The organism is Flavobacterium sp. LMO8 (genome assembly GCF_009495755.1).
Taxonomy (GTDB): Bacteria; Bacteroidota; Bacteroidia; order Flavobacteriales; family Flavobacteriaceae; genus Flavobacterium.
Window position 1 is genome coordinate 67,299 of the sequence record NZ_WIBJ01000006.1, and the last position, 13,735, is coordinate 81,033.

Sequence of the window (13,735 nt, forward strand, 5' to 3'; positions counted from 1 at the left end):
TTTTTGTAAATTTAAGAATACTTTGTCAAATTTACTTGGAACTAAAAAAGTATATTTGTAAAAAAAATAAACAAATGCAATTATTAATTTATATACTTATTTATCCCATTTTATGGATTATATCCATACTTCCTTTTCCGATTTTTTATTTGCTTTCCGATTTTGTTTACTATTTAACTTATTACGTTATTGGATATCGTAAAAAAGTAGTTCGCGAAAACATCCAACTAGCTTTGCCTCATTTATCTGATAAGGAAAGACTTATTATAGAAAAGAAATTTTACAGTCATATGTGTGATATGTTTTTAGAAATGATTAAAACCATTTCTATTTCGCAAAAAGAAATTGAAAAACGATACACATTTTCTAACTTAGACGTTTATTTAGAATTAGAAAAAAAGAATAAAAGTATTGCCCTTTTATGTGCTCATTATGCAAGTTATGAATGGGCAGTTTCAATGAATTTCCACATTAATCACAAAGGTTTTGGGATATATAAGAAATTAGCTAATCCATATTTTGATAAATTAGTAAAAAAAATTCGATCAAAATTTAGAAGTGAATTAATTACAACAAGAGAAACAATTTCTACAATCGTTAAAAATTATAAAAACAAAACTTTAAGCCTATATGGTTTTGCGAGTGATCAATCTCCTAAACCGAGTGCTGCATTTCATTGGGCTGATTTTATGGGACATTATGTTCCTGTACATACAGGTGCTGAAATGTTAGCCAAACGATTTGATATGAATGTTATCTTTTTACAAACAAGAAAAATAAAACGCGGTTATTATCAAGCAAGTTTTCAGGTTCTTTCAGAAGATGCTAAATCGGTTCCAAATTATGATATTACAGATACTTTTTTAAAATTAGTTGAACAACAAATTTATGAAGCTCCAGAATATTATTTGTGGACACATAAAAGATGGAAACATAAAAAAGAAAAAGCTCTGTAAAAACTGAGCTTTTTCTTTTTATAAATTAAACCAATTGTGAACCATTTCTTTGATTTCACCTTTGGCATTTTTGTAAACAAATTCATTGGTTTTTGGATTGTACTCGTAATCCATTCCCCATTCTTTATGATTGGCTGCTAAAGCTTTAATATTTTTGCAAACGAATTCGATTTCTTCTGTTGTAGTCGTTGGGTGAATTGACATACGAATCCATCCTGGTTTTTGGATTAAATCTCCTGAAGAAATTTTACAAACCAAATCGTGCGAAGTTTCTTGATCTACGTGTAACAAATAATGTCCGTATGTACCGGCACAACTACATCCTCCTCGTGTTTGGATTCCAAATTTGTCGTTTAGTAATTTCACGCCTAAATTGAAGTGCAAGTCGTCTATGTAAAATGAAATTACTCCTAACCTATCTTGATGTTGATTGGCCAAAATATGTAAATTATCAATCGAATTTAGTTCCGAAAAAATGTAATCAACCAACTCGTGTTCTCTATCTAAAATATTTTGAACACCCATTTTTTCCTTCAACTGAATCGCCAAAGCAGTTTTCATAACTTGTAAAAATCCTGGCGTACCTCCATCTTCTCTATCTTCGATATTGTCAATGTATTTGTGTTCTCCCCAAGGATTTGTCCAACTTACGGTTCCGCCACCAGGACAATCGGGAACATTGTTTTTATATAAATTTTGATTAAAAATCAAAACTCCTGAAGTTCCAGGACCTCCTAAAAATTTATGCGGTGAAAAGAAAATAGCGTCTAAATAACTTTCTGCATCTTCTGGATGCATATTGATATTTACATACGGACCTGAACAAGCGAAATCTACAAAACAAACACCATTATTTTGATGCATTAACTTCGCCACTTCATGATAAGGTGTTCTAATGCCGGTTACGTTAGAACATGAAGTAATTGACGCGATTTTAAAGCTTCTATCTTTGTATTTTTCTAATAACGTTTTCAGTTCTTTAATACATAAAAGTCCATTTTCATCAGCCGGAATTACTTCAACATCAGCAATTGTTTCTAACCAAGACGTTTGATTGGAATGGTGTTCCATGTGCGAAATAAAAACGATTGGTTTCAATTCGTTTGGAATTGATGTAAAGTCTTTTAAATTTTCTGGAATACGTAGTCCTAAAATACGTTGAAATTTATTCACTACACCCGTCATTCCAGTTCCATCAGTTATCAATATATCTGATTCCGATGCATTTACATGATGTTTGATAATGTGGCGTGCTTCATGATACGCCATGGTCATAGCTGTACCTGTAACCGAAGTTTCAGTATGTGTATTGGCAACAAAAGGACCAAATTCATTCATCAATTTTTCTTCAATTGGTCTGTATAATCTACCGCTTGCAGTCCAATCGGTATAAATTATTTTCTTTTCACCAAAGGGAGATTGAAAAGTTTGATTGACTCCAATTATATCTTTTCTAAACGCATCAAAAAGACATTCTAATTGGGATTTGGTTGTAGTAGTCGACATTATGTTGTATTTTAATTATTCTTTCTTTTGTCTTTCATATAAAACTGTTTCTACAGTTTCAAAATCTGTGGGTTTACTTTCAGAAACAAAATATTTTAATAAAACTTGTCCCCATAAATCACCACAAGAAAATTCTGCAATTATCCATCTGTGATTTAAAATCTTAGATGTATTAATTAAGAAAGGAATTCCATCTATAGGTTCATATGGCACTAAAGGATTCCCTTTTTTATTTTCGTTTAATGTTAAAAGATCTTCTTTTACTTTAATAGCTACTTTTTCATAATCTAAATTGTTTGAAAAAAAATACTCTTGAGCATCTTCATCGCTTTCTAAAGCGAAATAATTGGCATTGGCTAAAGTAGCGACAGAATCTCTCGAAGTTTTTAAATTCGCTTTTACTTTAAGTACTTCTTTATCTTTTGCGTCTAATATTTTAGTTGAATTCACATATTGAAACACATTAAATAATAAAGAAAAAATTAAAGCATACAAAATTACGTTTTTCATAAAGTAAAATTTATTTGTTAAATGTCATTATCGACACTGTTCTATTAAAACTATTAAATAATTAATTTATTATTATTCTATTTTTATTTCAAGATTATCATATGCAACAAAAACATTTTCTGGTAATTTTTGTTGAATTTCTTCATGAAAACCAAACAAATGACTTATATGTGTTAAATAAGTTGATTTTGGTTGCACCAAAGATATAAAATGTAAAACTTCTTCTAAATTAAAATGTGTTGCATGTGGCTCTTCTCTCAAACAATTAACAACTAAAATTTTGCATCCTTTTATTTTTTCAATTTCTAAATCATCTACTGATTTTACATCTGTTAAATACACAAAATCTTGAATACGATATCCAAAAACTTGCAAATCACCATGAAAAGCATTTATTGGAATTATTTTCTCATTATTAACTGCAAATGGTTGATTGTTTTTAACCTCATTTTCAACAATAGATGGCGCCCCTGGATATTTATTTTCGGTTTGAAAAATATAATCAAAACGTCTCTCTAAATTATTCAAAACCCGCTGATGAGCATAAATTGGGATAGCACCTTGTTTGAAAAAAAAAGGGCGAATATCATCCAAACCTGCAGTATGATCAGCATGTTCGTGTGTAAATAACAACGCATCAATTTTAGGACACTTAGAACGCAACATTTGTTGTCTGAAATCTGGACCACAATCTATCACAATAGAATTTTGTTCGGTTTGAACCCAAACAGACACACGTAATCTCATATCCCGTATATCGGTACTTAAACATACAGAATGAGAACTTACAATCACTGGAATTCCTTGCGATGTTCCGGTTCCTAAAAAATAAATTTGCACCACTTAATCTTTTGCACAAAAATAACAATAATTATGGTAGTTTTTATAAAATGTTTAACTTTGCATGTAGAGTTTATTTATAACCCTAAAGCCTTAAAGGTAAATTAATGAAAAGTATAGTAACCGATATTAAAGTTCGTGGAGATAAAGCAATTGAGCAAATACCTTCAATAAAAGATAAAGCATTAAGAATAAATCTTAATGATAGTATTTACGGTACGTTTGCTGAAATTGGTGCTGGACAAGAAACCGTTCGTAATTTTTTTAGAGCTGGTGCGTCTTCAGGAACAATTGCAAAAGCAATGTCTGCCTATGATAAAGACTTTAGTGATGCTATTTATGGTATTGAAGAAGACGGCAGATATGTAACTGAAAGCCGATTACGAAAGATGCTAACTCATGAAATTAATCTAGTAGAACAACGTTTAAGTAGAGATAAACATCCAGATAAATTATTTTTCAGTTATGCAAATACGGTTGCAACAATTGATTTTGCAAAACAATTTAAAGGACATGGTTGGGTTGGAATTGTCTATCAGGTTGAACCAGATGAAGATTATAATGAAATTATTCTTCACATTCGTTTTAAAGAGAATGATGCTAAACTGCAACAAGAAACTTTAGGTATTTTAGGTGTAAATTTAATTTATGGTGCCTTTTACAAATACAATGACCCTAAAAAATTACTACGTTATTTATATGATCATTTAGATAAAGACCAATTAGAAATTGACACCATAAACTTTTCAGGACCTCGTTTTGCAAATGTAGACAACCGTTTAATGAGTTTGCAATTGGTTAAAAATGGAATGACCGATGCCGTAATGTTTGGCCCTGACGGAAAAAACATACTTCCAGCAGCTGTTTTATATAAAAAAAACATCTTAGCCTTAAGGGGTAGTTTTAGACCTGTTACAACTGTAAATATGAATATGTATAAAAAATCATATGAAATGTTTATTCAGGAAAACAAGGTTGACAAAGAAAATACATTTGTGATTTTCGAAATTACACTTTCAAATTTAAAAGCTGAAGGGGAAATTGATGAACGTGATTTCTTGGACAGAGCTGAGTTACTATGTAAATTAGGCCAAACCGTTATGATTTCTAATTTCCAAGAATATTTTAAAGTAGTTGAATATTTTTCAAATTACTCGAAAGCACGTATGGGATTAGCAATGGGAGTTAATAATTTAGTTGAAATTTTTGACGAAAAATATTATCGCCATTTATCTGGGGGAATCTTAGAGGCTTTTGGTAAACTTTTCTATAGAGATTTAAAAGTCTATTTATATCCGATGAAAGATGAAAACGGAAATATAGTTACTTCTGAAAATTTAAAAGTACATCCTAGAATGAAAGAATTATACAAATTCTTTAAATTCAACGGAAAAGTGATTGACATTAAAGACTTTGAAGAGAAAAATTTAGATATTTTCTCTAGAAAAATATTGAAAATGATTTGCAAAGGAGAATCAGGTTGGGAAGATATGCTTCCAGCTGGAACGGCAGATATCATTAAAAAAGAAAAATTATTCTCTTTTGATTGTGAAGTAGATTTTAAAGAAAAGGAAACCGAAGAAATTAACTAATATCGAAAATCACTCCCCAAAAGAGTGATTTTTCGTTTCACAAATAAACCACATGAACATTCGTCTTTTAACTATTGGAAAAACCGACAATAAATCGTTACAAACCTTAATTGATGATTATACCAAACGTTTGTCTTTTTACGTGAAATTTGATTTGGAAATTATTCCCGATATCAAAAACGTAAAGAATTTATCGGAAGCACAACAAAAAGAAAAAGAAGGCGAATTAATTTTATCTAAAATCACACCAACCGACCATTTAATTCTACTCGACGAAAACGGAAAAACGTTCAGTAGTGTTAGTTTTTCCGACTTTCTACAAAAGAAAATGAATGCTGGAACTAAAACTTTAGTATTCGTAATTGGTGGTCCGTATGGATTTAGTGAAACCGTTTACCAAAAAGCACAAGGCAAAGTTTCGTTATCCGAAATGACGTTTTCGCATCAAATGGTGCGATTATTTGTAATCGAACAAATTTATAGAGGTTTTACGATTTTAAGAAATGAACCGTATCATCATCAGTAAGTTGGAAGTTACTAAAAAGTTCCAAAACAATGAACTATTAACAAATATTAATTATAATTTTCTAATGCAAAATATACATTAGGATTATTTAGGCTTTTTAATTTTTCAATATAGTGATTAGATTTTTTAGAATTTATTTGCTTTAATGCATGTATGCATTTTCTAAGTGTAGATTCATTTTCATCGTCATATTTTCTGTAAGTTTCAGAATCAACAGCTATTAAATATAAAACATCTGAAAAAACATCATCATTAAGATTATGTAACCAAATTAAATTAATTATTTCTTCATGTTCTTCATGCCATGTTTCAGGCAATAATCTCATAAAATAATTGACATAATCTTTATCAATTTTTTCTTTAAATGTATAATTTAAAGTTCTTGAAAGCATTTCATTATTTTTTGCTTCAATTGCCTTATCAAACAAATTAAAAATTTTTGATTTTTTAGAAAAAGAAAAAAGTTTCTTAATATTCATAATTACTTTTTTTCATTTAAAAACTCCCAACTTCCTACTCCTAACTCCCAACTACAACTTACACCCACATTCAGGCAATTTTTTCTCATCGTACACAAACTCAAAAGAAGACAATTGGATTTCGTTATTAGTTGCTTTCCAAACTAAAATTTTATTTTGAATGTATTGATCATACGTTAAACGATTATCAAAATTCAAATGTAGCATGGTGATTTTTCCATCGCTTGTAAAATCAGCAAAATCTCTGATGAAATCTATAAATTCTTCTCTTGAAACATCGTTTCCGTCAACAGTGATTTTATTGTCTTTGTTGAAATTTACCGTGAAATTGTGGAAGTTTCTATAATGTTCCGCGTGTTTTTTAATGAAAAACTTAGAAAAATGCTTACTATACTTGAACTCTACATCCGTAAAAGGAAAAAATGCTAAATTCTTCGCCACACTATCCGAATACGTAAAAACGTTCATGGTTCCGGTTTTAGAGTGCGAACTGCTTTTCTTCTTTTCTTGTAATTGCAATACTTCAGGAATGACTAATTTCAACGGCAAACGTTTGTCGATATTGAAAACCCAATTCGTTGAAGCGATAGAATTCTTGCGATTTACTTCTACAATTGTATCTAATTTTTCTTTGTTATCAGGATTTTCTTCCGTTTTAAAAAACATATAAATAGGTGAATGATCGGTCATTTCTTTTAAAACCGAAACACTTTCTTGAGGCAACAACACTTCTTCGTTATTACACGAAAACAAGCCCATGAAGGCTACAATAGCAACTAATTTCTTCATTCTTTATTTTAATTTACTGACTAATTTTATACATTCCACGGCTTCTTTTACGTCGTGCACTCGGAGGATTTTAGCTCCTTTTTGTAAAGCGATGGTATTCAAAACTGAAGTTCCATTCAAGGCTTCTTGTGGCGAAGTTTCCAATACTTTATAAATCATCGATTTTCTTGAAATTCCTGCTAATATTGGCAATTCTAACATCGAAAACAATTCCATTTTATGCAAAACTTCGTAATTCTGTTCCAATGTTTTTGCAAAACCAAACCCAGGGTCAATCACAATATCTGAAATTCCAAAGCTTCTCGCCTTTTGAATTCGCTCTGAAAAGTAGAAAATCATTTCTTTTACAATGTCGTTATAATCTGTCAAACTTTGCATGGTTTGAGGATTTCCACGCATATGCATCATAATGTATGGCACTTTTAATTCGGCAACAGTTTCCAACATTTTATCATCTAACAAACCTGCTGCAATGTCATTTATCATCGCCACCCCATTTTCAACAGCAGCTTTCGCAACATTAGCACGAAACGTGTCAACTGACAAAACAATAGTAGGAAATGTTTCAACTAATTCTTTAATAATATGAACCAAACGCTTTATTTCTTCTTCTTCCGAAACAAATTCGGCACTTGGCTTACTTGAATACGCGCCAATATCAATGAAATCAGCACCTTCCGACAGCATTTTATCTACCTGATGAATAATGGAATTGATTTCTTTGTGCTTACCTCCATCGTAAAACGAATTGGGCGTCACATTTAAAATCCCCATCACTTTTGGAGTTGATAAATCGATTAATTTTCCGTTGCAATTGATATTCATCTTAATTTTAATTTCTTTTCACTTTTGACTTTTCACTTTTGACTTAATTCATTACTTTTGAAAAATCTCACACAAATATAAAGCAAATAATGTCGAATACTTCTCAACAATATGATAAAGTTATAGCGGTTTGTCGCGATTTATTTTCAAAAAAAGCACATGATTATGGTACTGCTTGGCGTATTTTACGTTTGCCATCGTTAACCGATCAAATCTTTATAAAAGCACAAAGAATTAGAAGTTTACAAGAGAATGAAGTACGAAAAGTTGATGAAGATGAAACTTCAGAATTCATCGGAATTATCAATTATTGTGCAATGGCTTTGATTCAAATGGAAAAAGGAGTTGCTAGTCAACCTGATCTTTCGGCAGATGAAGCGGTGAAATTGTACAACGAAAAAATCGCGGAAACAAAAGCCTTAATGGAAAACAAAAACCACGATTATGGCGAAGCTTGGCGCGAAATGAGAGTAAGTAGTTTAACTGATTTGATACTTCAAAAATTATTGCGTGTTAAACAAATTGAAGACAATAAAGGAAAAACATTGGTTTCGGAAGGAATTGACGCTAATTATCAAGACATGATTAACTATTCGGTTTTTGCATTAATCTTAATAGGAAATAAATAACAATATTATGAAAAATATATTTTTAAAAATCAGCATTGTATTGTTAGTGATATTATCTTCAATCTATTTCTATATTTCTTCAAACAAAAAAGTTACTCCAAAAGAGAAATTATTAATTGAGGTTGAAAATCAATTAAAAAATAAAATGAAAGACCCTTCAAGTTATGAATTAATTAGCTTTGAAAAAGATAATATCAAAACAAATGAAGAATCTTCAGATAAAGAATATTACGAATTGATATTTCGAGCAAAAAATAGTTTTGGTGCTTTTGACATTGAAGAAGTTAAAATCGAAACAATAAAAAACAATCCTGAAGATTACTATTCAGACTACACTATACTAAGTATTATTACTAAATAAATAACAAGTCGTTAACAAACTGTTTTTATTTTAAATACTAATTTTATAAAAAATTAAAATTTATATGAAAAAAGAGTACCTATCTTGGATTTTACGCCTAATTATTTCTGCATTATTTATACTTTCAGCTGTAGCCAAATTATATCCTTCACCTTATTTTGCAATTTCTACTTTCGAAGTTAAACAATTGTATACACTTGGGTTTTCAGAAAGTGTAGCACCCTATTTCTCCAGAATATTAATTGGTATTGAGTTTGCTTTAGGAATATTAATTCTTATCAATCATCATTTAAAAAAGATTACAATACCAGCAACAATTGCTTTACTAGCTATTTTTATAATTCATTTAAGTTATGAAACTTTTATCAGTGGAAATTCTGGTAATTGCGGTTGTTTTGGAGAATTAATTCCAATGACACCAGTAGAAGCAATCATCAAGAATATTATTGCGATTGGTTTGTTAATTTGGTTATTCAAATTACTTCCTGCTGATGGAAAATCAAATTTTTGTTTGTTAAAATCTGTCACTTTAGGCTGTATTTTATGTCTTTTTATGGTGGCACCAATTCGTCCAATTACTGAAATTGCAGAAGAACCAATATCTGAAATTCAAGAAAATTTAGGCGTTATAGCGGATTCTACTGCTTTATTAACTACAGAAGTACCAATTAAAGAAGTTCCTACAACCGAAGTACCTTCTGTAGAAGCTCCAAATAGAGAAAAGAAAACCGAAGACGCTCCTAAAAAAGTAAAATCGGGTTACGAGAAATATTTCCCAGGAATTGATACCGATAAAAAGATTCTGTGCTATTTTGTTCCAGGTTGCGACCATTGTATGGATACCGCAAAAGAATTGAACGAAATGCGTAAAAAAGACAAGAACTTCCCTCCTGTTTATGTGATTTTCATGAATGAAGAACCGGAAAAAATTCCAACATTTTTTGAATTTGCTGGAACGAAATTCCCTTATAAAATGATTGATGTGATTCCGTTTTGGACCGAACTAGGTTCAGGAAGAGACACGCCAGGAGTAAAATATCTTTGGAATGGTAACGAATTCAAATACTACGATGGTATTAATGAAAACAAATTCAATGGTACTGAGTTCAAAAAACTGATTAAGAAATCATATTCGGAATTAAAAAAATAAACTATGAAAAAAATGTTCGTTTTAGCAACCATGCTAATCAGCACTTTAGGGTGTGCCCAAAAAGAGGAAACAACTTTTAAAAGCGAAAGTCTTGACTATGTTTTAAAAACAACTGAAGACACGCCAATTACATTCCAAGAAATAGTAAAAAAACATGTAGGAAAGACGATATTTATAGAAATTTGGGCTTCATGGTGTTCGGATTGTATCAAAGCAATGCCAGAAGTGAAAAAATTAAACCAAACTTATAACAAAGACGTTGTTTTTGTAAACTTATCCTTTGACAAAACAGTTGATAAATGGATTCAAGGAATCGAAAAACATGAAGTAGAAGGTGAAAATTATTTTATTGGTGATGGAATGAAAGGAACATTTGGAAAATCATTAAACGTAGATTGGATTCCAAGATACCTTATAGTAGACAAAACGGGTAAAATTGTTTTATACAGAGCCATTGAAAAAGATTTTGATAAAATAAGAGAAGTATTAAATAAAGTCAAATAATTAGCAGCGTATCTTCGAAAACCTTTGCGTAATTTTATTGCCATCAAGTAGTGAAAAAGCAATCAAATTAGTACTTTTGAAATTATTAAAATCAAATCTTATGAGAAAAAATATCGTTGCCGGAAACTGGAAAATGCACAAAACACAAAAAGAATCCGTTGCATTATTAGAAGAAATTATCGCTAAAAAACCAAATACAACTACCGAAATTATTGTAGCACCAACATTTGTCAACTTATCAAAAGCAGTTGAAACTACAAATGGAAAAGGAATTACAGTGGCTGCACAAAATATGCATCAAGCTGAAGGTGGTGCTTTCACAGGCGAAATCGCAGCTTCTATGTTAACCGATATTGGTGTAAACACCGTAATCTTAGGTCACAGCGAAAGACGTGCATATTTTCATGAAACCGATGCTTTGTTAGCGAGTAAAGTGGATACAGCTTTAAAACACGAAATGCGAGTTATTTTCTGTTTTGGGGAAGAATTAAAAGATCGTCAAACTAATAATCATTTCAATATTGTTGAAAATCAATTACGTGATGGCTTGTTTCATTTAGAAAAGAAAGATTGGACGAGTATTGTTTTGGCTTACGAACCCGTTTGGGCTATTGGAACAGGAGAAACTGCTTCTCCAGAACAAGCACAAGAAATGCATAAATTCATTAGAACTTTGGTAGAAAAAGTATACGGATTCGATATTGCAGACAACTTAACTATTTTATACGGTGGAAGCGTAAAACCAGACAACGCCAAAGAAATTTTCTCAAAACCTGATGTGGATGGTGGTTTAATTGGTGGTGCTGCATTAAAAGCAGATGACTTTTTGGCTATTGTGAATGGGTTTTAATTTTTTTGGAACGCGGATAACACAGATTTAACGGATTTACACAGATTTTTTTAAATTACTTACATTTGTTTACTATAATAGAATTAAACACTCCGAGACTTCTCGGAGTTTTTTATTGTATTTGGTTGTTTATGTCTTAATCAAATTATTTTAATTTTAATTCACTGGCTAACGCGAGCGTCACGCTCGTGCTTAAACCTTCACGAGCGTGACGCTCGCGTTAGCAAAAAATACTATCAAAATTAAACTCCATAAAAAACTCCGATTTTCATCGGAGTTTTTATTTTATTGATTCATGGAAATTAAAAATTCTTCGTTGTTTCGGGTTTTCTTAAATCGGTCGTGGATGAAATCCATAGCCTCGATTGGGTTCATATCGGCTAAGTATTTACGCATAATCCACATTCTATGAATCGTGTTTTCATCTAATAACAAATCATCACGACGTGTACTTGAAGAAACCAAGTCGATTGCAGGGAAAATACGTTTGTTAGCAATTCTTCTATCCAATTGTAATTCCATGTTACCTGTTCCTTTGAATTCCTCAAAAATAACTTCGTCCATTTTAGAACCAGTTTCTGTTAATGCTGTTGCGATGATACTTAACGAACCACCGTTTTCAACATTACGAGCCGCTCCAAAGAAACGTTTCGGTTTTTGTAACGCATTCGCATCTACACCACCACTCAATACTTTTCCAGAAGCTGGTTGAACCGTATTGTAAGCTCTTGCTAAACGTGTAATAGAGTCTAATAAAATCACTACATCGTGACCACATTCTACTAAACGTTTTGCTTTTTCCAATACAATATTGGCAATCTTAACATGTTCTTGTGGCTCTCTATCAAAAGTAGAAGCAATAACTTCACCTCGCACGCTACGTTGCATATCGGTTACCTCTTCTGGACGTTCATCAATAAGTAATACTATTAGATAAACTTCTGGATGATTAGCCGCAATCGCATTCGCAACATCTTTCAATAACATGGTTTTACCTGTTTTTGGTTGCGCTACAATCATACCACGTTGTCCTTTTCCAATTGGCGAAAACAAATCAATAATACGCGTTGAAACCGTACTACCACGTTCAGCTAAATTGAATTTTTCTGTTGGAAAAACCGGAGTTAAATGTTCGAATGAAATTCTATCACGCACCACTTGTGGGTCGTGACCGTTGATTTTTAATACTTTTACTAATGGGAAATACTTTTCTCCTTCTTTCGGAGGACGCACTACTCCTTTTACAGTATCACCCGTTTTTAATCCGAACAAACGAATTTGAGACGTTGACAAATAAATATCATCTGGAGACGCTAAGTAGTTGTAATCTGACGAACGTAAAAATCCGTAACCATCAGGCATCATTTCTAAAACGCCTTCACTTTCAATAATTCCATCGAACTCAAAATCGGGTTCTCTAAAATTTTGTTTTTTGTTTTGATGTGGATTTTTGTTGGTATTTCCGTTGTTCCCGTTATTTCCTTCGGCAGGATTACTTTTTTTGTAATCTGGATGGTTGGGATTATTTTGATTTGCCTTGAAATTAGGATTTTTAGGCAAATTTTTATCGTTTTGAGGTGTTTCTGCAGTAGTAGCTTCTGTTGTTGGCTTTTCTGTCGTAGTTGATTCGTTAGCAACTGCTTTATTTGGTAAAGGCTTCTTATTTTTAAAATCTTTACGAGGCAACTTATCGTTTGGCTTAGGCGAAATAGCTTTATTCTCAGTAGCTTTGATTTCTTCTTCTACTTTTTCAGTAGCAACCGGAATAATTTCTTCTGGTAAGTCTTTCAAAGGTTTCGAAAACAAATCTTTTTTGATTTTTGGCGCTTGGTTAACTTCTTTTTTAGGAAGCATTCGCGCTCTTTTTTCTTTAGGTTGGTCTGCGGCTGTTTCTTTAGGTAATTCAGATTTAATTACTTCTGGTTTAGCTGCTTGTAGGTCTAAAATCTGATATACCAAATCATCTTTTTTAAGAGAGCGGTATTTATTGATTTTAGCCACTTTTGCAATCTCTTGCAAATCAGAGAGTTTCATCTCCTTTAATACTTCAATATCAAACATGGATATAAGTTGAATAAAATTGTTGATTGAGTTAAAACAAAAAAAAGATAGATTTTTTTTTGAGGCGTAAGGTGTCGTAGAATGAAGTACTTACGACTAATACTATGCAATAATACGAATAAATTTGGATATAACAATAGTTTTAATTGAAAAGAAA

At 31.4% G+C, this 13,735-nt stretch carries 15 protein-coding genes; 8 read left to right on the forward strand and 7 right to left on the reverse strand.

What is annotated here, in order from left to right:
- Nucleotides 1-53 precede the first annotated feature (53 nt).
- Complete coding sequence (locus tag GFJ94_RS00705) at nucleotides 54-956, forward strand: lysophospholipid acyltransferase family protein (RefSeq protein WP_370513776.1); 903 nt, start codon at nucleotides 54-56, stop codon at nucleotides 954-956.
- 18 nt (nucleotides 957-974) lie between these two features.
- On the opposite strand, the gene GFJ94_RS00710 is transcribed toward GFJ94_RS00705, so the two are convergent.
- The 3 genes from GFJ94_RS00710 to GFJ94_RS00720 form a co-directional block, all read right to left on the reverse strand.
- The gene (locus tag GFJ94_RS00710) at nucleotides 975-2,462 is read right to left on the reverse strand and encodes an aminotransferase class V-fold PLP-dependent enzyme (RefSeq protein WP_153199422.1); all 1,488 of its coding nucleotides are present in this window, start codon (nucleotides 2,460-2,462) and stop codon (nucleotides 975-977) included.
- A 15-nt stretch (nucleotides 2,463-2,477) separates the two neighbouring features.
- On the reverse strand, nucleotides 2,478-2,972 hold the full coding sequence (locus GFJ94_RS00715; protein WP_203228634.1) for a hydrolase: 495 nt from the start codon (nucleotides 2,970-2,972) through the stop codon (nucleotides 2,478-2,480).
- Nucleotides 2,973-3,044: 72 nt separating this feature from the next.
- Nucleotides 3,045-3,812 carry an MBL fold metallo-hydrolase gene (locus GFJ94_RS00720; RefSeq protein WP_162523761.1) on the reverse strand — a complete coding sequence of 256 codons (768 nt, stop codon included), beginning with the start codon at nucleotides 3,810-3,812 and terminating at the stop codon, nucleotides 3,045-3,047.
- A 116-nt stretch (nucleotides 3,813-3,928) separates the two neighbouring features.
- Here GFJ94_RS00720 and GFJ94_RS00725 point away from each other — a divergent pair, with 116 nt between their 5' ends.
- Together GFJ94_RS00725 and rlmH are read left to right on the forward strand one after the other, a co-directional pair.
- On the forward strand, nucleotides 3,929-5,404 hold the full coding sequence (locus tag GFJ94_RS00725) for a TonB-dependent receptor (RefSeq protein ID WP_162523766.1): 1,476 nt from the start codon (nucleotides 3,929-3,931) through the stop codon (nucleotides 5,402-5,404).
- Nucleotides 5,405-5,456: 52 nt separating this feature from the next.
- Nucleotides 5,457-5,930, forward strand: a complete 474-nt coding sequence (rlmH, locus tag GFJ94_RS00730; protein WP_153199426.1) for a 23S rRNA (pseudouridine(1915)-N(3))-methyltransferase RlmH — start codon at nucleotides 5,457-5,459, stop codon at nucleotides 5,928-5,930.
- Between the two features lie 47 nt (nucleotides 5,931-5,977).
- Here rlmH and GFJ94_RS00735 read toward each other — a convergent pair whose 3' ends face one another.
- The 3 genes from GFJ94_RS00735 to folP are packed head-to-tail and all read right to left on the reverse strand — an operon-like array spanning nucleotide 5,978 to nucleotide 8,023.
- Nucleotides 5,978-6,409: a hypothetical protein gene (locus GFJ94_RS00735; RefSeq protein WP_153199428.1), complete on the reverse strand. Its 432-nt coding sequence runs from the start codon at nucleotides 6,407-6,409 to the stop codon at nucleotides 5,978-5,980.
- 51 nt (nucleotides 6,410-6,460) lie between these two features.
- The gene (locus GFJ94_RS00740) at nucleotides 6,461-7,198 is read right to left on the reverse strand and encodes a hypothetical protein (protein WP_153199430.1); all 738 of its coding nucleotides are present in this window, start codon (nucleotides 7,196-7,198) and stop codon (nucleotides 6,461-6,463) included.
- 3 nt (nucleotides 7,199-7,201) lie between these two features.
- A complete protein-coding gene (gene folP, locus GFJ94_RS00745) occupies nucleotides 7,202-8,023 on the reverse strand; it encodes a dihydropteroate synthase (protein WP_153199432.1) in 822 nt (273 codons plus the stop codon).
- Between the two features lie 89 nt (nucleotides 8,024-8,112).
- On the opposite strand from folP, the gene GFJ94_RS00750 reads away from it, so the two are divergent.
- From GFJ94_RS00750 to tpiA, 5 genes are all read left to right on the forward strand, one after another.
- Nucleotides 8,113-8,652, forward strand: a complete 540-nt coding sequence (locus tag GFJ94_RS00750) for a DUF1599 domain-containing protein (protein WP_153199434.1) — start codon at nucleotides 8,113-8,115, stop codon at nucleotides 8,650-8,652.
- Nucleotides 8,653-8,659: 7 nt separating this feature from the next.
- Nucleotides 8,660-9,013 (forward strand): hypothetical protein, encoded by a 354-nt coding sequence (locus tag GFJ94_RS00755; protein ID WP_153199435.1) that lies wholly within the window; start codon nucleotides 8,660-8,662, stop codon nucleotides 9,011-9,013.
- Nucleotides 9,014-9,077: 64 nt separating this feature from the next.
- Nucleotides 9,078-10,163 carry a MauE/DoxX family redox-associated membrane protein gene (locus GFJ94_RS00760; RefSeq protein ID WP_153199437.1) on the forward strand — a complete coding sequence of 362 codons (1,086 nt, stop codon included), beginning with the start codon at nucleotides 9,078-9,080 and terminating at the stop codon, nucleotides 10,161-10,163.
- A gap of 3 nt (nucleotides 10,164-10,166) precedes the next feature.
- Nucleotides 10,167-10,667: a TlpA disulfide reductase family protein gene (locus GFJ94_RS00765; protein WP_153199439.1), complete on the forward strand. Its 501-nt coding sequence runs from the start codon at nucleotides 10,167-10,169 to the stop codon at nucleotides 10,665-10,667.
- A gap of 100 nt (nucleotides 10,668-10,767) precedes the next feature.
- On the forward strand, nucleotides 10,768-11,517 hold the full coding sequence (tpiA, locus tag GFJ94_RS00770) for a triose-phosphate isomerase (RefSeq protein ID WP_153199441.1): 750 nt from the start codon (nucleotides 10,768-10,770) through the stop codon (nucleotides 11,515-11,517).
- A gap of 285 nt (nucleotides 11,518-11,802) precedes the next feature.
- Here tpiA and rho read toward each other — a convergent pair whose 3' ends face one another.
- Complete coding sequence (gene rho, locus GFJ94_RS00775; RefSeq protein WP_153199443.1) at nucleotides 11,803-13,578, reverse strand: transcription termination factor Rho; 1,776 nt, start codon at nucleotides 13,576-13,578, stop codon at nucleotides 11,803-11,805.
- Nucleotides 13,579-13,735: the final 157 nt, after the last annotated feature.

Bases quoted from the DNA above. Each gene is read 5' to 3' on its own strand.
- GFJ94_RS00710 (WP_153199422.1), bottom strand. From the start codon at position 2,462: ATGTCGACTACTACAACCAAATCCCAATTAGAATGTCTTTTTGATGCG.
- GFJ94_RS00715 (WP_203228634.1), bottom strand. From the start codon at position 2,972: ATGAAAAACGTAATTTTGTATGCTTTAATTTTTTCTTTATTATTTAAT.
- rlmH (WP_153199426.1), top strand. From the start codon at position 5,457: ATGAACATTCGTCTTTTAACTATTGGAAAAACCGACAATAAATCGTTA.
- GFJ94_RS00735 (WP_153199428.1), bottom strand. From the start codon at position 6,409: ATGAATATTAAGAAACTTTTTTCTTTTTCTAAAAAATCAAAAATTTTT.
- GFJ94_RS00740 (WP_153199430.1), bottom strand. From the start codon at position 7,198: ATGAAGAAATTAGTTGCTATTGTAGCCTTCATGGGCTTGTTTTCGTGT.
- folP (WP_153199432.1), bottom strand. From the start codon at position 8,023: ATGAATATCAATTGCAACGGAAAATTAATCGATTTATCAACTCCAAAA.
- GFJ94_RS00750 (WP_153199434.1), top strand. From the start codon at position 8,113: ATGTCGAATACTTCTCAACAATATGATAAAGTTATAGCGGTTTGTCGC.
- GFJ94_RS00755 (WP_153199435.1), top strand. From the start codon at position 8,660: ATGAAAAATATATTTTTAAAAATCAGCATTGTATTGTTAGTGATATTA.
- GFJ94_RS00760 (WP_153199437.1), top strand. From the start codon at position 9,078: ATGAAAAAAGAGTACCTATCTTGGATTTTACGCCTAATTATTTCTGCA.
- GFJ94_RS00765 (WP_153199439.1), top strand. From the start codon at position 10,167: ATGAAAAAAATGTTCGTTTTAGCAACCATGCTAATCAGCACTTTAGGG.
- tpiA (WP_153199441.1), top strand. From the start codon at position 10,768: ATGAGAAAAAATATCGTTGCCGGAAACTGGAAAATGCACAAAACACAA.
- rho (WP_153199443.1), bottom strand. From the start codon at position 13,578: ATGTTTGATATTGAAGTATTAAAGGAGATGAAACTCTCTGATTTGCAA.